This is a genomic window from Couchioplanes caeruleus (assembly GCF_023499255.1).
Classification (GTDB): Bacteria; Actinomycetota; Actinomycetes; order Mycobacteriales; family Micromonosporaceae; genus Actinoplanes; species Actinoplanes caeruleus_A.
This window is the reverse complement of sequence record NZ_CP092183.1, coordinates 5,093,211-5,115,551: the sequence shown is the minus strand read 5'-3', so window position 1 is coordinate 5,115,551 and position 22,341 is coordinate 5,093,211. Positions and strand designations below refer to the sequence as shown.

General features: G+C 72.8%; 16 protein-coding genes. 12 read left to right on the top strand and 4 right to left on the bottom strand.

Annotated elements, in window-relative coordinates; translation table 11 throughout:
* Nucleotides 1–221 precede the first annotated feature (221 nt).
* The 6 genes from COUCH_RS23725 to COUCH_RS38935 all read left to right on the top strand — a co-directional run bounded on the left by COUCH_RS23725 (nt 222) and on the right by COUCH_RS38935 (nt 9,152).
* A complete protein-coding gene (locus COUCH_RS23725; protein ID WP_249607390.1) occupies nt 222–1,526 on the top strand; it encodes an SGNH/GDSL hydrolase family protein in 1,305 nt (434 codons plus the stop codon).
* The gene (locus COUCH_RS23720) at nt 1,523–4,507 is read left to right on the top strand and encodes a glycosyl hydrolase 115 family protein (protein ID WP_249607389.1); all 2,985 of its coding nucleotides are present in this window, start codon (nt 1,523–1,525) and stop codon (nt 4,505–4,507) included. Before COUCH_RS23725 ends, COUCH_RS23720 begins: the two co-directional genes overlap by 4 nt.
* Nucleotides 4,504–5,004: a hypothetical protein gene (locus tag COUCH_RS23715; protein ID WP_249607388.1), complete on the top strand. Its 501-nt coding sequence runs from the start codon at nt 4,504–4,506 to the stop codon at nt 5,002–5,004. Before COUCH_RS23720 ends, COUCH_RS23715 begins: the two co-directional genes overlap by 4 nt.
* A 46-nt stretch (nt 5,005–5,050) precedes the next feature.
* Complete coding sequence (locus tag COUCH_RS23710; protein WP_249607387.1) at nt 5,051–6,091, top strand: hypothetical protein; 1,041 nt, start codon at nt 5,051–5,053, stop codon at nt 6,089–6,091.
* Nucleotides 6,092–6,160: 69 nt separating this feature from the next.
* Nucleotides 6,161–6,544: an effector-associated constant component EACC1 gene (locus COUCH_RS23705; RefSeq protein WP_346015935.1), complete on the top strand. Its 384-nt coding sequence runs from the start codon at nt 6,161–6,163 to the stop codon at nt 6,542–6,544.
* Nucleotides 6,531–9,152, top strand: coding sequence for a caspase, EACC1-associated type (locus COUCH_RS38935; RefSeq protein WP_275979962.1), 2,622 nt, complete (start codon nt 6,531–6,533; stop codon nt 9,150–9,152). The genes COUCH_RS23705 and COUCH_RS38935 overlap by 14 nt, the downstream gene beginning before the upstream one ends.
* Before the next feature lie 5 nt (nt 9,153–9,157).
* Here the strand turns inward: COUCH_RS38935 and COUCH_RS23690 are convergent, their stop codons facing one another.
* Nucleotides 9,158–10,162 carry a LacI family DNA-binding transcriptional regulator gene (locus COUCH_RS23690; RefSeq protein WP_249607385.1) on the bottom strand — a complete coding sequence of 335 codons (1,005 nt, stop codon included), beginning with the start codon at nt 10,160–10,162 and terminating at the stop codon, nt 9,158–9,160.
* Nucleotides 10,163–10,286: 124 nt separating this feature from the next.
* Here COUCH_RS23690 and COUCH_RS23685 point away from each other — a divergent pair, with 124 nt between their 5' ends.
* The 3 genes from COUCH_RS23685 (at nt 10,287) to COUCH_RS23675 (ending at nt 14,981) form a co-directional block, all read left to right on the top strand.
* The gene (locus COUCH_RS23685; protein ID WP_249607384.1) at nt 10,287–12,308 is read left to right on the top strand and encodes a neutral/alkaline ceramidase; all 2,022 of its coding nucleotides are present in this window, start codon (nt 10,287–10,289) and stop codon (nt 12,306–12,308) included.
* 104 nt (nt 12,309–12,412) lie between these two features.
* Nucleotides 12,413–14,194 carry a LamG-like jellyroll fold domain-containing protein gene (locus COUCH_RS23680; RefSeq protein ID WP_249613792.1) on the top strand — a complete coding sequence of 594 codons (1,782 nt, stop codon included), beginning with the start codon at nt 12,413–12,415 and terminating at the stop codon, nt 14,192–14,194.
* Nucleotides 14,195–14,261: 67 nt separating this feature from the next.
* Nucleotides 14,262–14,981 (top strand): flagellar basal body-associated FliL family protein, encoded by a 720-nt coding sequence (locus COUCH_RS23675; RefSeq protein WP_249607383.1) that lies wholly within the window; start codon nt 14,262–14,264, stop codon nt 14,979–14,981.
* Between the two features lie 6 nt (nt 14,982–14,987).
* Here the strand turns inward: COUCH_RS23675 and COUCH_RS23670 are convergent, their stop codons facing one another.
* Both COUCH_RS23670 and COUCH_RS23665 read right to left on the bottom strand, forming a co-directional pair.
* The gene (locus tag COUCH_RS23670; RefSeq protein WP_249607382.1) at nt 14,988–16,667 is read right to left on the bottom strand and encodes a discoidin domain-containing protein; all 1,680 of its coding nucleotides are present in this window, start codon (nt 16,665–16,667) and stop codon (nt 14,988–14,990) included.
* Nucleotides 16,668–16,723: 56 nt separating this feature from the next.
* Nucleotides 16,724–18,145 carry an MFS transporter gene (locus tag COUCH_RS23665; protein WP_249607381.1) on the bottom strand — a complete coding sequence of 474 codons (1,422 nt, stop codon included), beginning with the start codon at nt 18,143–18,145 and terminating at the stop codon, nt 16,724–16,726.
* A 114-nt stretch (nt 18,146–18,259) separates the two neighbouring features.
* Between COUCH_RS23665 and COUCH_RS23660 the strand changes: the two genes are divergently transcribed.
* Both COUCH_RS23660 and COUCH_RS23655 read left to right on the top strand, forming a co-directional pair.
* Complete coding sequence (locus tag COUCH_RS23660; RefSeq protein WP_249607380.1) at nt 18,260–18,817, top strand: TetR/AcrR family transcriptional regulator; 558 nt, start codon at nt 18,260–18,262, stop codon at nt 18,815–18,817.
* A gap of 199 nt (nt 18,818–19,016) precedes the next feature.
* Nucleotides 19,017–19,607 carry a hypothetical protein gene (locus COUCH_RS23655; protein ID WP_249607379.1) on the top strand — a complete coding sequence of 197 codons (591 nt, stop codon included), beginning with the start codon at nt 19,017–19,019 and terminating at the stop codon, nt 19,605–19,607.
* A gap of 11 nt (nt 19,608–19,618) precedes the next feature.
* On the opposite strand, the gene folP is transcribed toward COUCH_RS23655, so the two are convergent.
* Complete coding sequence (folP, locus tag COUCH_RS23650) at nt 19,619–20,503, bottom strand: dihydropteroate synthase (protein WP_249607378.1); 885 nt, start codon at nt 20,501–20,503, stop codon at nt 19,619–19,621.
* 163 nt (nt 20,504–20,666) lie between these two features.
* Here folP and COUCH_RS23645 point away from each other — a divergent pair, with 163 nt between their 5' ends.
* Nucleotides 20,667–22,286, top strand: a complete 1,620-nt coding sequence (locus COUCH_RS23645; RefSeq protein WP_249613791.1) for an ABC transporter transmembrane domain-containing protein — start codon at nt 20,667–20,669, stop codon at nt 22,284–22,286.
* Nucleotides 22,287–22,341 lie beyond the last annotated feature (55 nt).

Below are 22,341 nucleotides of genomic sequence, written 5' to 3'. Positions count from 1 at the left end.
CGTGCCCGGAACATAGGCCAGCGATGCCGGAGTGGTCAACGGGTAACAATGTGGACCATTGACCGGCGGAATCGCTGATCAAGAAGGCCGATCGGCAGGTGGCTGGCGCTCTTGACCGGACTTGGATGGACGTCTATGTTGCGGGAAGTTGCCACCTCATTTCCGAAACTTCCGACCGCGACAGCCGGTCCGTTCCGGCGTGACCGAGGCCAGGAGACCCCATGCCCGCATCCGAGACCGGCGGTCGCGCCTCCCGCCGTACCGTCCTCGTGGCCGCCGCCGGCGCAGCCACCGTCGCCGCCGCGCCGCGGCCCGCGCTGGCGCACGACACCCCCGCAGCCGGCACCTGGACCGCCAGCTGGGCCGCGGTGCCCACCACCGTCCCGCCCGGTGCGCCCGCCGTGCTCGAGCGGCAGACCGTCCGGCACGTCGCGCACCTCAGCCTCGGCGGCGACCAGCTCCGGATCCGGCTCTCCAACGAGTTCGGCGCCGAGCCGCTGGTCGTCGGCGAGGTCCGCGTCGCCCGCCGCCAGGGCACCGGCGCGAGCACCGCCACCGTCCCCGGCACCGACCGGCGCGTCACCTTCAGCGGTCACCCCTCGGCGACCGTGCCGGCCGGCGCGCCGCTGGTCAGCGACCCGGTGCCGGTGCGCGTCGACGACGGGTCCGACCTGGTGATCAGCATCTACTTCCCGCAGCGCACCCTCGTCACCACGCTGGCGGCCTTCTCGTACCAGGAGAACGTCATCGCGGCCGGCAACGTCACGGCGGCGCGTACGGTCACCCCGCAGTCGACGGTCACGCAGGACCTGTTCCTCACCGGGGTCAGCGTCCGCCGCCGCTCCGGGGCGATCGTGGCGCTCGGCGACTCCATCACCAACGGCGCCAACACGCAGACCAACGCCAACCACCGATGGCCCGACCTGCTCGCCGCCCGGCTGCGCGCCGCGCGCGTGGACCGCGGCGTGGTCGACCTCGGCGTGTCGGGCAACCGGCTGCTGCACGACCCGAACCCGCCCGCCGGCAGCGACGCCGAGGCGTACGCGGCGTTCTTCGGCCAGAGCGGGCTGCGCCGCTTCGACCGGGACGTGCTCGCCCAGCCCGGCGCGCGCCACCTGATCGTGCTGCTCGGCGTGAACGACCTCGGGCACCCGGGCACCACCGCGCCCGCCTCGGAGACCGTGTCCGCCGCCGACCTCATCGCCGGTCACCGCCAGCTCATCGCCCGCGCGCACCAGGCGGGCCTGCGGGCGTACGGGGGCACGATCCTGCCGTTCCAGGGCGACACCTTCGGCTTCTACACGCCGGAGAACGAGCGCAAACGCCGGGAGCTCAACGCGTGGATCCGGCACGGCCACGAGTACGACGGCGTCATCGACTTCGACGCGGTCATGCGTGATCCCACCCAGCCGCTGCGGCTGAACCCGGCGTACGACAGCGGCGACCACCTCCACCCCAACGACGCCGGCATGGCGGCCATGGCCGCGGCCGTGCCCCTGCGCTTCTTCCGACAGGACGCGCCATGAGACCCTTCCTCGCCCTCGCCGCCCTCATGCTGCCGCTGGTGGCCGCACCGTCCGCGGCGGCCGCCACCGGCCGGCACGGCACCGACGACCTCGGCGGTTACGTCTCCACCCATCCGGGCCCCGGCCGTTTCCCGATCGCCGACCGCGGCCGGGTCGCCCCGATCGTCGTCAGCGCCGGCGACCACGCGGGCGTGATCCGCGTCGCCGACGACCTGCAGTCCGACCTCGAGAAGGTCACCGGCACCCGGCCGGCCGTCGGGCACGACACGCTGCCCACCGGCCGCGACCCGATCATCCTCGGCACGCTCGGCAAGAGCCCGCTCATCGACCGCATGGTCGCCGCCGGCCGCCTCGACGTGCGCGGCCTGGCCGGCAAGTGGGAGACCACCGTCGAACAGATCGTCGAGCACCCGCTGCCCGGCGTCCGGCGCGCGTTCGTCATCGCCGGCAGCGACCAGCGCGGCACCATCTACGGCGCGTACGACCTGTCCAAGCGGATCGGGATCAGCCCGTGGCACTTCTGGGACGACGTCCCCGTGCGCCACCGCGACGCCCTGTACGCCCTGCCCGGCCGGCACACCCAGGGCACGCCCGCGGTGAGGTACCGGGGCTTCTTCATCAACGACGAGAACCCCGCCACCGGCACCTGGGCGCCCGGATACTTCGGTCCCGGCAAGGCGCCCGGCTTCCCCAACGGGCTCAACGCCGCGTACTACGCGCAGGTGTTCGAGACCATGCTGCGGCTGCGCGCCAACTACCTGTGGCCGGCCGTGTGGGGGCGGGCGTTCGCCGAGGACGACCCGCAGAACCACGCCACCGCCTCGTACTACGGCGTGGTCATGGGCACCTCGCACGAGGCCCCGATGATGCGCGGCATCGAGGAGTGGAACCGGCACGCCAAGAACGGCACCGACCCGTACGGCGGCAACGGCGAGTGGAGCTTCCGCCGCAACGCCGACGCGATCAAGGCGTACTGGCGTGACGGCGCGGAGCGGATGGCGCGGGAGAAGATCGAGGGCGTCATCACCCTCGGCATGCGCGGCAACGGCGACGTGAGCCTGCCCGACGGCGACGGCATCGACCTGATGAGCTCCATCATCGACACCCAGCGGCAGATCCTGCGCGACACCGGCCTGATCGGCGCCCCCCAGGTGCAGACGCTCTACAAGGAGGTCCAGCGCTACTGGGACCAGGGCTACCGGCCGCCGGACGACGTCACGGTCGTGTTCTGCGACGACAACTGGGGCAACATGCGCAAGTTCCCGTACGCCTCGATGCCGAAGCGCAGCGGCGGGTACGGCATGTACTACCACTTCGACTACGTCGGCGGCGGCCGCAACTACAAGTGGGCCGACACCGTCAACCTCACGAACACGTGGGAGCAGCTGCACCGGGCGTACACCTCGGGCATCGACCGGCTCTGGATGGTCAACGTCGGTGACCTGAAGAACGAAGAGGAACCCACGCAGTTCTTCCTCGACTACGCCTGGAACCCGAACGCGATCCCGCTGCACGAGCTGGGTGGGTGGGAGAAGCAGTACGCCGCGCAGAACTTCGGTCCCGCGCTGGCCCCCGCGATCGCCGGCCTGCTCGCCGACTACGGCTACCTGCAGTCGCGCCGCAAGCCGGAGCTGCTCAACCGGCGTATCACGCTCAACCCCACCACCAACGAGATCGTGTACGACGACCAGGCCACCCCGTTCAGCCTCACCGACTACCGGGAGATGGACCGCGTGACGGCCGAGTGGCAGACGATGGGCGCGCGCGCCGACCGGCTCCGCAGGCTCGTGCCGGCCGCCTGGCAGGACGCGTTCTACCAGCTCGTCTACTACCAGGTGAAGGCCACGGCCAACCTCTACGCGCTGCGCCGGGCCGAGTTCACCAACATCCTCTACGCCGCCCAGGGCCGGGCGTCCACGAACGACCTGGCCGACGTCGCGGAGGCGCGCTTCGCCGAGGACCAGGCGATGAGCGACTACTACAACACCCGCCTGGCCGGCGGGAAGTGGAAGAACTGGCAGCTGCAACCGAAGATCGGGTACGGCAACGTCGAACGGTACGGTCCCAACGCGCCGTGGCAGCAGCCGGAGAAGGACAACGTCGCGCTGCCCGACGAGATCTACCCGTACCTCAAGCGCATCGAGGTGCCCGCGGCGGCGGCGCTCGGCGTCGCCCTCGACGGCGGGGACGCGCACGTGCTGCCGGAGTTCAGCCCGTGGCAGTCGCAGCCGCAGCAGTACATCGACGTGTTCAACAAGGGCGCGACGCCGTTCGCGTACCGGATCACCGCGGGCGAACCGTGGGTGCACGTGACCCCGGCGGCCGGCCGTGTGGGCAAGGAGGTGCGGGCCACCGTACGCGTCGACTGGTCCCGGGCCCCCGCCGGCACGACCACCGTGCCCATCACGATCAGCGGGGCGGGGGAGCAGGTCGTGGTCCAGGCCCCGGTCCGCAGGCCGGCGCTGCGCCCGTCCGGCTTCGCCGAGGCCAACGGGTATGTGTCGATGCTAGCGCCGCACTACACCCGCAAGGTCGGCCAGTGGCAGGTGCTGCCCCGCATCGGCAAGACCGGCGACGGCCTCACGCCGCTGGGCGGGGACGGTGCCCGGCTCGAGTACGCGATGACGCTGACCACCACCGGACCCGTACGCGTCTCCGCCGTCCTCTCCCCGCGTAACGACGCGCTGCCCACCCCCGGCCTGCGGTACGCGATCTCGGTCGACGACCAGGCGCCGCAGACGGTCGACGTCACCGCCGCGACGGGCGCCAACGCCACCACGATGAACCGGCAGTGGGAACGCAACACGTCCGACAACGTGAACGTCACGACGACCACGCACACGATCGACCGCGCGGGCACCCACACCCTGAAGTTCTGGATGGTGGACCCGACGGTGATCCTGCAGAAGCTCGTCGTCGACACCGGCGGGGTGAAGTACAGCTACCTCGGCCCGCCGGAGAGCCGGGTGTACGGCCGATGACCACCACCGTGGCGGTGCTGGCGCCGCCGGCCACCCGGGCGTCGTTCGTGGAGGTGTACCGGACGGTGTTCGCCGGTCCGCTGTTCACCGCCACGGCGGTGCTGGAGGAGGCCGACATCGTGGCGGTCGCGCCGGCCGGCTGCTGCGCGCCCGGGCTCGCCGCCCGGCTCCGCGCGGTGGCCCGGCGCGGCTGCCGGGTGCTGGCCGCCGGGCCGGCCGTCGCCAGCCTGGCGGCGACCGGCCTGCTCGACGGCCGGCGGGTCGCCGTCCACGAGGGACAGGCGGCCGCGTTCGCCCGGCGGTTCCCGCGGGTACGGGTCGCCGCGGGCGTCCGCTTCGTCGACGACGACCCGGTGCTCACCGCGCCGGACGAGCGCGCCGCCGTCGACCTGTGCCTGCATCTGGTGCGCAAGGACCTCGGCGCGGAGGCCGCCGCGGATTTGTCGGCAGGGCTCCATCCGTACGTCGTCCAGCGGACATGTACGGGGCGCCGGTGATCTCATAGATTGCTCGCGGTCTATCTCTTCGATCGCGGGAGAACACATGTCCGTCACGGGCAGAATCGCGGCCGTGCTGGCCGCCGCACTCGCCACCACCGGCCTCCTCGCGCCGGCGCCGGCGCACGCGGCGGTCAGCCGGGCCCAGCTCGCCCTGCGCTGGGCCCCCATCCACTACCAGGACGTCGACGCCACCGGCAGCCACGCGCTGGGCGGGAAGTCGGACTACCTGACCAGGGTCGACTTCGACGGCGACCTGAGCGGGCGCAACAACTGGGACCACGCCGCCCAGTCCGGCGCGTCGTTCGCGGCGCACGTCTACTACTCCGTCGTCGAGACCGGCAGCCACTGGTACATCACGTACTTCTTCTTCCACCCCCGCGACTGGATCGACCACCCGTTCTTCGAGACCGAGCACGAGAACGACGGGGAGGGCGTCCTGCTCGCGATCGAGAAGAACGACACCGACTACGGCGTGCTGCGCTCGGCCGTCACGGTCGCCCACACCAACTTCTACTCGTACGCCCCGGCGGGCAGTACCTGGACCAGCGGCCGGGAAAGCATCGACGGCACCCTGCAGATGCAGAGCTCGCCGCACGACTCGTTCCAGCACCCGGTGACCGCCCAGGAGGCGCGCGGGCACGGGCTCAAGGCGTACCCGCAGTACACGATCAACGGCGACGGGCTGGTCTACTACCCGTCGACCACCGCGCAGACCCCGTCCGGCACCAACGACCGCGACGTGCAGTACGCCCTCATCGACATCTTCGCCGACGGCGGCCTGTGGGCGCAGCGCGCCAACGCGAACCTCTTCGCCAACCTGGGCACGTTCGCCGGCGACACCTCGGGCGACTGCGGCGTGGGCACGTTCTCCTGCGGCACCAACTCGGCCAACGCGCCGTGGGGCTGGGACGACGGCGACGACCTGCCCGGGCGCGGCGAACTGGCCACCGATCCGGCGAAGCTCTCGGCGGAGTACTTCACCGTGCCGGGGACGCTGTCGCGGTCGTACACGTACAACCCGTACTCCAGCGCGGCGGCGGCACTGAAGGAAGCGGCCCGTACGGCCCCGCGCGTGACCGACTGACACGTGGCCGGCGGCGGCCGGCCCGGCCCGGGTCGGCCGCCGCCGCACGCGGATGCTTCACTGTCAGGTATGCCCGATCTGACCGAAACGCGAGTAACGATCACCTTCCGGGCGGAGGGTGATCTCACCATGAACTCGCTGATGGGGTGGCTGCGCCGCGACGGACAGGTGGCCCGCTCGGCGGAGATCATCGCGGTGCCCGCCGCGAACGGCTCGATGGGTGCGCTCGAGGTGATCGACGTGGTGGTGTCCAACGCCACCGGGATCGCCGGGCTGCTCGTCGCCTACCGCGCCTGGCGGCAGGCCAAGCGCCAGACCGCGCCGGTGACCATCGTCATCAACAACGTGAGCGTCGTCCACGACGGCACGGACGAGGCGGACCGCCGGGTGGTGCGGGCGGTCGAGGCGGCCGCCGGCCGCGTTTCCGGGGATCCGGGCGATGGCGCTGCCTGATGCCGCCGCCTCCCGCGCGGTCCTGATCGGCGTCGACCGGTACCCCGGCATCACCGACCTGCCCGCGGTCGCGAACAACGTCGAGCGGCTCGCCGGCCTGCTCACCGATCCGGAGGTCTGGGGCCTCGACCGGTCGCACTGCACCGTGCTGGCGAACCCGGCGTCGCGGGACAGCGTCATCGACGCCGTGTTCACCGCGGCGACGCAGGCGAGCGACACCCTCTTCGTCTACTTCGCCGGCCACGGGCTGCTGGACGAGCAGACGTCCGAACTGCTGCTGGCGATGCCCGACACCACGGACCTCGTCCGGCACACCGCCATACGGTACGACGACATCCGCCGGGTCGTGAACCGCCACGGCCTGAGCACCAGCAAGGTCGTCATGCTCGACTGCTGTTTCAGCGGCGCTGCCCTGGAAGGGTTCATGGGGGCGTCGAACGGCATCGCCGATCGCAGCCGCATCGACGGCACCTACCTGATCACCGCCTCCGCGGAGACGGCTGCCGCGAGCGCGCCGCTGGGGGAGCCGTACACCGCCTTCACCGGCGAGGTCATCCGTGCCCTGCAGGACGGGGTGCCGGGTGGCCCGGACCTGCTGGACATGGACACCCTGTACTGGCACGTCCGTCAGGAGCTCGAGGCCAAGGGGCGGCCGCTCCCGCAGCAGCGGGCCCGCAACAGCGGCGGGACGATCATCCTCGGTCGCAACCGCCGGGGCCGGGGATCCTCGGCGGCGCCGCAGCCGCCGGCGGCGCGCCCGGAGGTGCCCGACGGCGCCGACCACCTCATGAGCCTGGAACCCCGGGACTTCTTCGCGCAGCTCGACCGGGCCGGGCGCGACCGGGCCGCGGCCCTGCTGGCGGCCGCCGGCGCGCACCGTCCCGACCAGGAGGTGGCGGGCCTGGTGCTCTTCGCCGGCCGGGAGGGGCGGCACGCCGCGGGCGACGCGATCCTGGCCGGTGCCGGCCATCGGCCCGCGGCCGAGATCGGGTCCCTGGCCCGCGAACTGCAGGAGCTCGAACTGCCCGCCGCGGTCCGTACGCTGCTGCGGCACACCGCGTCGCGGCCGGCGCGGGTGGTCGCCGACGTGGCAGCCGTCCTCGCCGGCGACGGGTGGCCCGACGCCGTCCGGGAGCTTCTCGACACCGCCGCGGAGCACTGGGGGGCGCCGGAGTCGATCGTCGGGCTGGTCGGCGCCCTGTCGCTGCCGTCGTTGCGGCCGGCGGCGGACGCCATGCTCGTCACCAAGGCGGCCCGTACGCCACCCCCGGACGCGGTCGTCATCGCCGACGCGCTGCTCGGTGGCGGGCGCGACGACGCCGCGTTCTGCTTCTACGGACACGCGCTGGACCTGGTCGTGCTGAGGCCGGACGCCGAGATCGCCTCGCTGGTCTCGGCGATGGTGGCCGCTGACACCCAGGCCCACGCCCTGCGCCTGAGCACCAAAGCCTTCGCCCACGCGCGTACGCCCGACGCGTTCGCCTCGCTGGCGGCCGCGTTCTGGGACGAGGACCTCGAGGCGTGGGTGGAACCGGCGCTGCGGCAGGTCGCGACGGCCTGGACCCTGCCCGACCTGGTCGCGCTCGGGCGGCGGATCCGCCGGGCCGGCCGGGACGAGGCGGAGCTGCGCCTGTTCGTGACGGCTGCGGTGCGGGGCGGCCCGGACACCGCCCTGACGCTGATGGCCGCATTGCAGGACGCCGGGGTACCGCGGAGTGCGCGCCGGCTGATCGACGAAGTGGCGGAAGCGCTCGGCCCGGGTCAGCTCGCACGCCTGGCCGAGGGGCTGCTCGAGCTCGGTCAGCACACCCCGGTGCGGCGGGTGCTGGAGGTGATCGCCCACGACGGCCGGCGGCTGGCGGAGCTCGGCCCGGTGGACGGCACCCGCCTCGCGGCGGCGTACGCGGCAAGTGCCGGGCAGGACATGGCGCAGATCGCGGACATGGTGCGGCGGCTGCCGGAGGTCAACGACCTCACCGCAGCGCTCCTGCGGATCCTCGCCGAGCACGCCGGGGACGAGACGGTCATCGACCTCGCCCGGTTCCTGCCGCCCGACGACTGGCGCCGGCACACGCTGACGTACCTGGTGGCCGGCATGCCGGCCCGCTCCGCGATGCTGCCGCCGATCGTCGCCGCGCTGCAGGCCTCGCTCGGGCGCCACTGGCTGCGGACCGTCGCCGCCGTGTCCGGGCGGGAGGACCGCGTCGCGCTCGCCGCCGTCGTCCAGGGCATGCAGCTCGCAGGGTTCGACGCCGAGGTCAACGAGCTCTTCAGCGTCGAGCAGCACGCGGACCGGGCCGGGCTGACCGGCCTCACCGCGGCGTTGGAGCCCGCCGCGGCGCGGGAGATCTTCAACGACAAGGTCGCCCTCGCGCCGGTGCGGACCGTCGTGGAGATCGCCGAGGGGCTCGGCGACCGCCCCGACCACGTCCAGGCGCTGCTCGACAGCTTCATCGAACGGCGCCAGGACGTGGCGGCGACGAGGATCCTGGCCCGGGCGCTGGCCGACAAGGGATGCGACTTCGCCGCCCACTACCTCGAGGCGTGGCTGCGTACCTGTGCGCCGGAGCCCGCGCCCCGGTCCGGATGGACGTTACGGCGACGCTGACGCGGTCACTGCGCCGCATCCTTGGGCGGTGCCGTGCTGTCGCGCACGATCAGTTCCGTGGCCAGCTCCACGCGGGGCGTCTGGATGTCCTCGCCCTGCGCCAGTCGCAGCGCCGTCCGTGCGGCCAGGCCGCCCATCTCGGCGAGCGGCTGGCGGACCGTGGTGAGCGGCGGGGACGCCCAGCGGGCCTCCGGCAGGTCGTCGAAGCCGACCACGCTGAGGTCGTCGGGGACCCGCAGGCCCTTGTGCCGGGCGGCCTCGTACACGCCGAGGGCCATCGTGTCGCTGGAGGCGAAGATGGCGGTCGGGCGGTCGTCCATGTCCAGCAGCGACATGCCGCCGGCGAAGCCGGACTCGTACAGGAAGTCGCCCTGGCGGATGAGTGACTCGTCGACGGACTCCAGGCCGGTGCGGTAGCCGTCGAGACGGGCCCGGCTGCAGATGAGGTGTTTCGGGCCGGCGATGAAGCCGATGCGGCGGTGGCCCAGCGACGTCAGGTGCTGGGTCGCCGACAGGCCGCCCGCCCAGTTGGTGGCGCCCACCGTGGGGATGTCCAGGGGTGCGCCGCCGGCCGGGTCGATGACCACGACCGGGATGTTGAGCCGCTGCAGTTCCGCGTAGACCGGGGTGGTCAGATCCGAGGTCACGAAGATGACGCCGTCGGACTGGCGGGCGTACAGGTTCTGCATCCACTGGCGGGTCGCGGCGGAGCGCCGGTGCACCGCGGAGACGACCGTGCCGACGCCGGCGGCGTGCATGACGTCCTCCACGCCGCGGATCAGCTCGACCGCCCAGGGGCTGTCGAGGTCGTTGAAGACCAGGTCCACCAGGGCGGCCTTGCCGGTGGGCTGCCGGGACGCTCGCCGGCGGTAGCCGTGCTGTTTGAGCAGGTTCTCCACCAGCTCGCGGGTCTGCGGGGCGACGTCGGCGCGCCCGTTGAGGACACGGGACACGGTGGGGACCGACACGCCGGCTTCCCGGGCGATCGCGGCGATGGTCACGCGGGCCACGGACGCCTCCTACGTAAGTTTCGGGATCAAGTCTCGGAAGTATTCCACACCCGCTGCGGGAAAACATGAATCGCATTAGCATCTGCGGATATCCATCGACCTCTGTCTCTGCCCGGAGGTGCCCTTGTCCGCTCGACGCCTGCTCACGGGCCTGACCGCGAGTCTTCTCCTCCTCCTACCCGCTCCCGCATCCGTCGCGGAAGCCGCCGCGCCGTCCGCCGGATACTCCGTCGGGGTCGGCATCGGCGACATCACCGGCGAGGCCGCCGAGGTGGGCATGCTCGGCTACGCCGATCCCGCCCAGACCACCTCCGGCATCGCTTCGCGGCAATGGGCGCGCGCCTTCGTGGTCGCCGACCCCGCCGGGCACCACGTCGCCTTCGTCAGCACCGAGATCGACTTCGTGACCCAGGCCGTCCAGATGGAGGTGCTCAAGCGCCTGCGGGCCCGGCACGGCAGCACGTACACCGACCAGAACGTCGTGCTCACCGCGACCCACACGCACTCCGGCCCGGGCGGCTTCTCCGAGTACACGATGTGGAACCTCACCACCCTCGGCTTCGAGGCGCCGATCTTCGAGGCGATCGTCTCCGGCATCGTGCGCGCGATCGACGCCGCCGACGCCCGGCTCGCGCCCGGCACGGTCAAGATCGCCGAGGGTACGCTCACCGGCGCGAACGTCAACCGTTCGCTGCCGGCGTTCAACGCCGACCCGGCCGCCGACCGGGCCCGGTTCCCCGGCGCCGTCGACACCCGGATGACCGTGCTCCGCTTCGAGCAGGGCGGCCGGCCCGTCGGGCTGCTCTCGTTCTTCGCCACCCACGGCACCTCCATGACCCCCGCCAACCACCTCATCAGCGCCGACAACAAGGGGTACGCGGCCCACCTCATCGAGGACGGAGTGCACGGCGTCGACTGGGCGCACCGGGGTGACTTCGTGGCGGCCTTCGCGCAGACCAACGCGGGCGACATGTCGCCGAACCTGCGCAACGGCGGCGCCCAGGGCCCGACGGACGACGAGTTCGAGAACACCCGGATCATCGGCAAGCTGCAGGCCGACAAGGCGCAGCAGCTCTTCGACTCCGCGACCGAGGAGCTCACCGGCCCGATCGACGCCCGTGGCCGCTACGTCGACTTCTCCGCCGTCCAGGTCGCGGGGGCGTACACGCCGGACGGGCAGCCGCACCGTACCTGTCCGGGCGCGCTCGGGCAGAACTTCACCGCCGGCGCCGAGGACGGCCCCGGCCCGCCGATCGTCGACGAGGGTGACCTCAACACCAACCCGCTGCTGCTGGTCGCCGGCATCGTGGTCAACCCGACGCCGGCCGAGGTGCGGGTGTGCCAGGCGCCCAAGGACGTCTTCCTCGGCAGCGGCAGCCAGAACCCGCCGTGGACCCCGCAGATCATGCCGCTGCAGGTGCTGCGCATCGGCCAGCTGGCCGTCACCACCGCGCCGGGGGAGTTCACCATCGTGGCCGGCCAGCGGGTGCGCGACGCGGTCGCCGTCCAGCTCCCCGGCGCGGTGACGCACCAGATCCTCGCCGGGTACGCGAACGCCTACGCGGGCTACGTCGCCACCCCCGAGGAGTACGACCTGCAGCACTACGAGGGCGCGGCCACCCACTTCGGCCGCTACACCGGGCCGGCGTACCAGCAGGAGCTGGCGAAGCTCGCGGCGGCGCTGCGCGACGGGCAGCCCACGCCCAGCGCGGTCCAGCCGCCGGCGCTGCCGCAGAACAGGATCAGCGTGCGGCCGGGTGTCGTGCTGGACACGCCGCCGCTGGGCAGGTCCTTCGGCAGCGTGGTCACCCAGCCGGCCGCGTCGTACGCCCGCGGCGCCACCGTCCGGGCCGACTTCGTGACCGGCCACCCCAACAACAACCTGCGCGACGAGGGCACGTTCCTCGAGGTGCAGCGGCAGACCGGCGGCACCTGGACCACCGTCTCGACCGACGCCGAATGGCAGACGACCTACCGCTGGAAGCGCGAGTACCTCGGCGTGTCCACGGCCCAGATCACCTGGACGGTGCCCGCGGACGCGGAGCCCGGCACGTACCGGATCGTGCACCACGGCGACGCCAAGGGCATCACGGGCGCGATCACCCCGTTCACCGGCACCAGCCGGACCTTCACTGTCACTCCATAGCGGGATTGCGTACCGGTGCTCGCGTCCTCCGAGGCGTGAGCACCGTTGCCGCAGGTGTGCTCAATAACCGAAATGGCCTGAAATCCGCCGGTCGCCGGCTCGTGATGATCGGTGCCGCGACCGTGCTCGTCGCCGCGGGCGGCGCCGCGCTGGCCGAGGTGGTCTCCAGCACCCCCGGCCCGGCGCCGTCGTTCAACGGCCCCGTGTACGCCGTCGCCCACCTCGGCGACGTGGTGTACGTCGGCGGCTCCTTCACCGGCGCGGTGGTGGGCAGCAAGACCACCGCCCGCGCCCGCCTCGCCGCGTTCAACGCGCAGACCGGCGCCCTGCTGGACTGGAACCCGGGCGCGGACGGCACCGTCCGGGCGCTCGCCGCCGACGGCACCACGGTGTACGCCGCCGGTGACTTCGGCAAGGTCGCCGGCATGACCCGCGACGCGGTCGCCGACCTGAACGCGGCCACCGGCGCCCCCGGCCCGCTCAAGCACACCGTGCTCGGCCAGCCGAACGCCCTCGCCGTCGGCAACGGCCGGGTGTACGTCGGCGGCCGGCTCACCTCCGTCGACGGCTCGCCGCGCAGCAACCTGGCCGCGTTCAGCACCGCCGGTGGGGCGCTGGACGGCTGGGCGCCCACCACCGACGACACCGTCAACGCGCTCGCCGTGCAGGGCAGCCGCGTCTACCTCGGCGGCAGCTTCCACAAGACCAACGGGATCAGCTCGACGCTGCGCCTGACCGCGGTCGACGGCGTCACCGGCGTCCTCGACAAGGGCTTCCTGCCCAAGCCGGTCTCGCAGGTGTTCGCGCTGGCCACCGACGCCGACGGCGTCTACGCCGCGCTGGGCGGGCAGGGCGGCCGGGCTATCGCGTACACGTTCGGCGGGCTGGCCCGGTGGACCCGGGTGTTCGACGGCGACGCCCAGGCCATCGCCACGCTCGGCGGCACCACGTACGTGGGCGGGCACTTCGACAACGCCTGCACGACCACCAACAACGGGACCAAGGGCGTGTGCACCGACGGCTCGGTGTCGCGCATCAAGCTCGCCGCGGTCGACGGGTCGGGCAACCTCACCTCGTGGGCGCCGCAGGCCAACGGCGTGGTCGGCGTCCGCACCGTGGCCGCCAACCCGGCGAACGGCCTGCTCAGCGTCGGCGGCGACTTCACCACGGTCGCCGGCGTCACGCAGAAGCGCTACGCCTCGTTCGGCGGGCCGACGTCCCGCACCCCGGTGCCGCCCGCGCCGCCGTCGCCGTACGTGGCGTCGTACAACTTCGACTCCACGGTGGCCGACGGGACGTACGACGACGGTTCCGGCAACGGGCACGTCCTGCGGACGAAGGCCGTCAACGGCGCGGTGCTCAAGACCGTGGCGCACGGCAACGGACAGGCCGTCGAGTTCCCGTCGAAGTGCACCGGCACCGACTGCCCGCGCGTGGTGCTGCAGGCCGCCGACGCGCCGGACCTCAACCCGGGCGCCAAGGACCTGCGCTGGGGCGCGTACGTGCTGCTGTCGCCGGCGGAGACCTCGACCGGCGAGAACATCCTGCAGAAGGGCTATTCGACCGCCGGCGGACAGTACAAGCTGCAGGTCGACGGCGTCTCGGGCCGGCCCAGCTGCGTGATGAGCGACAAGTCCTCGACCACGATCCACGTGGCGAAGAGCGCGGTGTCCATGGCGGACGGCGCGTGGCACACCCTCGAGTGCCGGCGGGCGGGCACGACCCTGACCATCCTCGTGGACGACAAGCCGCAGGGCAGCCGCAGCATCCCGGCGGAGCTGTCGGTGGTGACCACCCAGCCGCTGAGCCTCGGCGGCAAGGGCACAGGCACCGACAACGACCAGTTCCACGGCAGGATCGACGACGCCTGGGTCCAGATCGGCTGACGCTCGGGCCGGCCCGGGGCTGCCGCCCCGGGCCGGCTTGCGCCGCAAGCTCCGGTCAGACTTTTCTGTGCCCGCTCAATCCGCGCCGCGCCTCGTCGAACAGGCGGACGTGACACAGAACCCGTACGGGCACGACCCCGCCCAGGTCCCGGCCCCGCCGCCCGCCGGGGCCGCGGTTCTCCCGCGGCCGGCGCTGCCGACCTCGGGCATGGCCGTGGCTTCGCTCGTCCTGGGCGTCGTCGGCGTCCTGGGCGGTTGGTGCACGTTCGCGGTCCCCTGCGTCCTGGCTGTCGTCTTCGGGTACGCCGGCCTGGGCCAGACCCGCGGGGGCGCGCGCGGCGGACGCGGCATGGCGATCGCCGGCCTCGTCCTGGGCGTGGTTCCCGTGGCGGTCATCGCACTGATCCTCGTCCTCGGTGGGGTCGGGGCCCTGGTGGCGCCGATCTCGTCGATGTCCAGGGCCGCCGGAGAGCGGGCCGCGCCGGCCGACGGTCCGCGGGAGAAGGGAGCGGTGGTCGCGCTGGACGCCCCGCTGACCATCAACCTCGCCGACGGTCACTACCTGAAGCTGGGGATGGCGTTGCAGCTGGACGCCGGTCGGACCGGCCCGATCGACACGAGTGCCGCGGCCGGGCTCGCCGTCGACCTGTACACGGGCCGGTCGATCGGCGAGCTCGCCACGGAACAGGGCCGGGCGGCGGTCAAGCGGCAGCATGCTGACCGTACGCGGGCCGCCTATCCCGGAGTGGTCATCGACATCTACTACACGACGTTCGTGACGCAGTAGCCCGCCTCAGGCCCCGGCGTACGCCTCGAGGGCGGCGATCTGACCGGCCGGCCAGCCGGTGTTCGCCGTGACAGTGACCCGCAGGTGGCGGGCGGTGGCCGGGGCGAACGACACCGTCGCCCGGTTGCCGCTCGCCGGGTCGAACGTGCGTCCGGCCGGTGCGGCCAGCGTGCTGAACGAGCTGCCGTCGGTGCTGCCCTGGATCTGCAGGGTCTGGGTGCGCCGCTCCCAGCCCGGCGGCAGCGACAGCACCACCCGGGACACGGTGGCCGCCGCGCCGAGGTCGACCTGCAACCACTGGGGGAATGCGTTGTTGGCGCTCTCCCAGTACGTGCCCGGGTCGCCGTCGACCGCGTTCGGTGCGCCGTACGCCTGGGTGTGGCTGCTCTCCGTCGCCGGCCGGCGCAGCGCCAGGTCGCCCGCCGGGGCCGGCGGCGGGGTGCCGGCGACCGGGGGAGTGGGGCGGACCGCGGTGAGCGGGAGCTGCTTCTTGAGCATGCGGGCGCCGTCGGCGGTGAGGCGCAGGTAGTAGTCCGCCGAGCATGCCGTGCCGTCCTCGTCGAGGGCGCGGATGCCCGACCCCGCCGGAACCCAGGCCGCCGAGATCGCCGTCTTCGCGATCTGGTTGCCCTCGTTGAACTCGTCGAACATGGACACGTACAGGCCCTGCGCGCCGAGCCGGACCATGTTGTAGATGCTGCGCCAGTAGTAGTCGCCGTGCCGGCGGTGGCCCGCCGAGAGGTCGCCGGGCAGGACGCACGGCAGGTAGTCGATGCCACGGGCCGCGCAGTCGGCCATGTCGCCCACGTTGACGTTCGCGTAGTACGAGTCGAGATCCTCCGGGCTCGCCGCGCGGCCCACCATCCACGGGGAGATCGCGTGGAACGCGTGGTAGACGTCCGAGAAGCCGGCGCGCGAGTCGTTGATGCCCTGGCGCCACCATGTCGGCACCCCGCCGATCACGTAACAGCCCTGCGCCCGGAGCCAGGCGATCACGTCGAGGCAGGCGGCCGGCTCGAACGGGCGGCCGGGGTCGTCGAAGCCGAAACCCCAGACGCAGACGACCGGCTTGCCGTTCTGCCGGGCGTACGCGGGGGACGCCGTGTGCGCGGACATCGTCGCCGACCAGTCCTGCTTCAGCTGCGACTGCATCGACGCCCAGCCCGTCACGTCGTACATGACATAGAACTTGCGCCCGGTGGCTTCGGCCGCCGCACGCACCTTGAGCGTCATGGCGTCGCGGGTGGGCCCCTCGTCGCCGAAGGGGTTGAAGCGTTGCAGCGCGGCGGTGTCGATGCCGTGATCGCGCATCCATCGGAAGTGCGTGTCGACGGTCTGCTGGTCGTAGGAGGAGAACAGCCGCGCCGGCTGCCCGTTGCCCAGGTTCGGGTACGCGGTGGCGTACCCGTGGTCGAGGTCGGAGAGGTCCGGCCAGCTGACGATCGTGGTGTTGGCCGGCGACGGCGGCTGGAACCGGTCGCGGGACCAGTGCCACCAGCCGCCGATCGGGGCGCCGTCGCCCGGGCAGGAGAACCAGCCCTGGTAGCCGGCGGTGACGGCGCCGACGACGTCGCCGGGCGGGGATGCGGCCCGGGCCGCCGCACCCCCGGGGATGAGGGGCGCGGCGGTTCCGGCGGCGGCTGCGGTCAGGAGGGTACGGCGGGAGACACGCGGGGGGACGGTCATCGTGGCATTATGCGACACGCAGCCGCAAGATTTGAACGAAGTGTTGAAATAAGTTCTCAGTGGTCGGTCGGTGCGGGTCTGCGCGGCAGCCACAGGGCCACCACGGCACCCGCCGCGATGACCGCCGCGCCCACGAGCACGGCCGGCCCGAGACCGTCCACGAACGACTGGGCGCTGGTGTAGCCGCCGTACGAGCTGAACACCGAGGCCAGCACCGCCACCCCGACCGCGACGCCGAGCTCGCGGATCGTGTTGTTGGCGCCCGAGGCCACGCCGCGCTCGCCGGGTGTGACGCTGGCCAGCGCCATCGTGCTGATCGGTGCGAAGGTCAGACCCATGCCGACGCCGGCCAGGACGAACGCGATCACGAGGTCGCCGTACGAGACGGTCGCGGTGGTCGCGAGCGCGATCCACAGCACGCCGGCGCCGAGCAGCACCTGGCCGGCGACGATGAGGTTGCGGACGCCCAGCCGGTCGGCGAAGATCCCCGCGAGCGGCGCGACCACCATCGGCGCCATCGTCCACGGCAGCGTACGGACGCCCGCGTCCAGCGGGCTGAGCCCCTGCACCACCTGGAAGAACTGGGCGAGCAGGAACACCGACCCGAACGTGCCGGCGGAGAACGTCAGCGTCACCACGCTCACCAGGCCGAACCCGCGCGACCGGAACAGCGTCAGCGGCATCATCGGGGTGCTGTTGCGCCACTGCCAGGCGAGGAACGCGGCCAGCAGCACGCCGCCGCTGACCAGCATGCCGAGCACGCGGCCCGACGCCCAGCCGCGGTCCGGCCCGTCCACGACGCCCCACACCAGCATGAGCATCCCGCCGGCCGACAGCACCAGGCCCAGCGGATCCAGCCGCGGCGCGCCGCCGTGCGACTCGTGCAGCACCGCCGCCGCCAGCACGACCGCGACCACGCCGACCGGCACGTTCAGCCAGAAGATCCACGACCAGTGCAGCCCCTCGACGACCGCCCCGCCGACGACCGGCCCGACGGCCACCCCGAGCCCGCTGATCCCGCCCCAGATCCCCACGGCGGCGTTGCGCATCCGGTCGGGCACGGCCTGGGCCAGCAGGGTCAGCGAGAGCGGCGCGACGGCCGCGCCGGCCAGCCCCTGCACGGCCCGCGCGGCGGTGAGCATCCACGGCTCGGTCGCCAGCGCGGCCGCCGCGGACGCCAGCGTGAAGAGCGTGATCCCGGCCAGGAACATCCGCCGGCGCCCGATCCGGTCGCCCAGCGCGGCGGCGGTCAGGAGAAAAGCCGCGAAGGGCAACGTGTACGCGTTGACGAACCACTGCAGATCCGTCAGCGAGGCGCCGAGCTCGGTCCGGATCACCGGCAGCGCGGTGGTGACCACGAGGTTGTCCAGCGTGACCATGAAGATCGGAATGCCGACGGCGGCCAGCACGGCGGCGAGCGGCCGGGACCGCGGCGGCGCGACGGCCGGCGCCGGGGGCGGCGAGGCGAGGGTGGTCATCGGAACTCCTTGTTGTTATCAACTGATAACTAGCTGGCCGCCAAAGTAGTTATCGACTGATAACTTGTCAATCGCCGCTGCCGCGCGAAGTTATCGGCTGATAATCTGGCTGTCGTGTCCCCGCCCCGTGCCCGTGCCCGCCTCACCGCCGAGGAACGCCACGACCAGCTGCTGAGCGCCGCCCTGACCGCGTTCACCACCGGCGGGTACGCCGGCACCACCACCGACCAGGTGGCTCGCATCGCCGGCGTCTCCCAGCCGTACGTGATCCGGCTCTTCGGCACCAAGCAGGAGCTGTTCCTGGCGACGGTGAAGCACGCCGGCGCCCGGGTCGAGGCGCGCTTCAGGGAGGCCGCCGCCCGCGAGCCCACCCTGGAGAGCCTGGGGCACGCGTACGACGACCTGCTCGCCGAGCGCGAGCTGATCACCGTCCTGCTGCACGGGTTCGCGGCCGGCGCCGACCCGGCGATCGGCCCGGTCGTGCGCGAGTGCTTCGGCCGGATCTACCTGGCGGTGCGGGAGCTGACCGGCGCCGGCGAGGAGGAGGCGCGGGAGTTCCTGGCGATGGGAATGCTGCTCACGGTGCTGGGGGCGATGCGGATCGTCGGCCCGCACGCCGTGCCGCCGGAACCGTGGATGACCGAGCTGCTGGGCACCCTGAAGAAGGGCTAGCGGTCGGGACCGCGCGGCCGCTGTCTGCTCGCGTCGCTACCCAGGCGGCCGGATCTGATCGCCGAACGGATGACTGTCCGTGTGGCGTCACTGACGTGGTGCCACCGGGCGACTGACACTGCACAGGCTGGCCGGATCCGGGTTGAGCCCGGCCAGTACCACAGTGTCCTCAGCCCGCGAAGCGTTGGAGTCCTTCCTCGTGACCGACCCGTCCCACCCGTCGTCGTCCGTGCCAGTCGTTGTCGCTGAACCCACGGGCCAGGCGCTGAAGAATCGCAAAAAAGTCTGGTATGCCCTGGCCGGCATGGCAGGACTGCTCACCGTGGTGGGCACAACCGTCGGCGTCACCCTTGCGGCCACCTCGGCACCGAGCCAGCCGAAATCTCCCTCCATCGCGGCACCGGAGCCGACGGCGTGGCAAGCCGATCCGGCCGAGGACGACATCGCCACCGACGAGGGGGAGTACGGGGCGACCGAGCCGACGCCGGGGCCCACGCCCGCGAAGTCCGACATCGTCCTGACTCCGAAGGTCACGGAGAAGCACTGCTTCGGATCTGCCGGATGCAATGTTGACGTCAAAGTGAAGATGGCCTACGGCGGCCCGGTTCTCTCGGCCGACGACACCTTCGAGGTGACCTACGAGGTGACCGGTGACGAAGACGGCCCGGTCATCGGCACGCTGGAGGTCACGGGGGACCAGTACACCTCTCAGGAGGAGAGCCTGTCGACCCGAAGCAGCGGCACGAAAATCTCCATCAAGGTGACTGACGTGGAGAAGGTCGGTATCTGACCGGCGATCTGTCAGGGCATGTTGTGCCGGGCGTACGCCGGCTCGCGCAGCCCCAGCATGGCCTCCGTCATCCGCACCGCCTCCACCGCCGCCCGTACGTCGTGGACCCGCACGATCCGCGCGCCCTGCAGGATGCAGAAGACCACCGCGGCCAGGGTCCCCGGCAGGCGCTCGCCCTGCGGGCGGTCGAGGGTCTCGCCGATGAAGTCCTTGTTGCTGACCGCGGCCAGCAGCGGGTGGCCGATGTCCGCGATCTCGCGCAGGCGCCGGGTCACCTCGAGGGTGTGGTACGTGTTCTTGTTCAGGTCGTGGCCCGGGTCGATGATGATCTGCTCCGGGCGTACGCCGTGCTCCAGCGCGAGCCGCACGCGGTCGCGCAGGAAGCCCGCGACCTCCGCCGTCACGTCGCCGTAGCGGGGGCCCGGGTACGGCGTCCGCGGCTCCGCCAGGCTGTGCGTGATGACCAGGGCGGCGTCCGTGCCCGCCACCGCGTCGGCCATCGCCACGTCGCGCAGGCCCGACGTGTCGTTGACGACGCCCGCGCCCGCCTTGATGACCTCCCGGGCCACCTCGGGCCGGTACGTGTCCACCGAGACCACCGCCAGGCCCTGCGCCGCCTCGACCACCGGCAGCACCCGGTCGAGCTCGTCGGCGGCGGAGACGTACGGGCCCGGCGCGAACGGGACGCCGCCGATGTCGATCCAGTCGGCGCCCGCCTCGGCCGCCGCGCGGACCGCCTCGGTCGCCTTCTCCAGGGCGAACGTGCGGCCGCGGTCGTGGAACGAGTCGGGGGTGCGGTTCACGATGGCCATCACCGCCACCCGTCGCGAGAAGTCGTAGGCACGGCCGCCGATGACCCGCTCGGCACTGATCAGCGGGGGTGCGTAGTGGCTCACGCCCGGAGACTAACCCGGCACCTGAAGTGCGCGAATTGGGGGCTCCCGCTGATGATCGCGGCGCTCTAGGGTGCAAGGGGTGACGGAAGCGGGACTCGCGGTTGCCGACCTGCGGGGTCCTCTGCGTTACCTGTGGTGGCTGATCCGGCGGCAAAAGGGGCGCATCGTCGCGGGGGCGGTGCTCGGGTCCTCGTGGATGGTCGGGCTGACGCTCCCGCCGTACCTGTTGTCGCAGGCCGTGGACCGCGGCCTGCGCCGGCGCGACCTGGCCGTGCTCGCCGCCTGGGTGGGCGCCCTGTTCCTGGCCGGCGCGGTCAACGCCCTGCTGGCGATGCTGCGGCACCGGACGATGACCAAGATCCGGCTCGACGGCGGGTACCGCACGATCAGCGCGGTGCTGGCCCACGCGACCCGGCTCGGCGCCGCCCTGCCCCGGCGCATCGGCGCCGGCGAGGTCGTCACCATCGGCGTCGCCGACGTCTGGGTGCTGGCCCAGGCGCTGACCGTCACCGGGCCGGGCCTCGGCGCCGCGGTGGCGTACGTGGTCGTCGCCGTGCTGCTGCTCAAGATCTCCCCGCTGCTCGCCGTCGTGGTGCTGGCCGGGGTGCCGGTGCTGGCCCTCGTCGTCGGGCCGATGCTGCGCCGCCTGCACCGCGCCGGCGCCCGCTACCGCGAGCGCCAGGGCGGGCTGGCCGACCGGCTCGTCGACATCGTGGCCGGCCTGCGGGTGCTCAACGGCCTCGGCGGCAAACAGGCGTACGCGGCCCGCTACCGGCGCGACTCCCGGCTCGTCGTCGAGGAGGGCTACCGCGTGGGCGCGGTGACCAGCTGGATCCAGGCGCTCGGCGCCGGCCTGCCCGCCCTGTTCCTGGCCGTCGTGATCTGGCTGGCGGCCCGGATGGCCGCGCAGGGCACGATCAGCCTGGGCGAGCTCGTCGCGGTCTGGGGGTACGCGGCGATGCTCGTCGTCCCCGTCGCCTTCTTCATCGAGGGCGGCTTCGACGTGGGCCGGGCGCTGGTCGCCGGCCGGCGCGTGCTCGACTTCCTGCGGCTGCCCGCCGACCCGCCCGCCCGGGCCCGCGGACCCGCCGGGCCCGCGCCCCTGCACGACCCCGAGTCCGGCGTGCACGTCGCCCCCGGGCGGCTCACCGCGCTGGCCACCGCCCGTCCCGGCGACGCGGCCGCCGTCGTGGACCGCCTCGGCCGGTACGGTCCCACGTCCGTGACCTGGGACGGCGTACCGGTGACCGGGGTGGACGTCCGGGACCGGATCCTCGTGGCCGACAACGACGCGTACGTGTTCACCGGCACCCTCGCCGAGGTCGTCGCCGGCCGTGCCGAGGTGGACGACGACGCCGTGGCGCGCGCGCTCGCCGCGGCGGCGGCCGGCGACATCGTGGCCGGCCTGCCCGCCGGCACGGCGTCCGTCCTGGACACCCAGGGCCGCAACCTGTCGGGCGGGCAACGCCAGCGGGTACGCCTCGCCCGCGCGCTGCACGCCGACCCGGAGATCCTGCTCGCGGTCGAGCCGACCTCGGCGGTGGATGCGCACACCGAGGCGGCGGTGGCCGAAGGACTGGCCGCGGCCCGGATCGGGCGCGCCACGCTCGTCACGACCACGTCACCGGCGCTGCTCGAACTCGCCGACGTGGTGCACTACCTGGTCGCCGGCCGGGTCGTCGCGACCGGCACGCACCGCGAGCTGCTCGCCGCCGAGCCCGGCTACCGCGCGCTGGTCACCCGCGCCGCCGGAGAGGACGCCCCCGCCGGGGCCGTGCGATGACCCGCCGGCCGGCCGCCCGCGTCCGCGCGACGACGGCCGGACCGGCCGCCGGGGC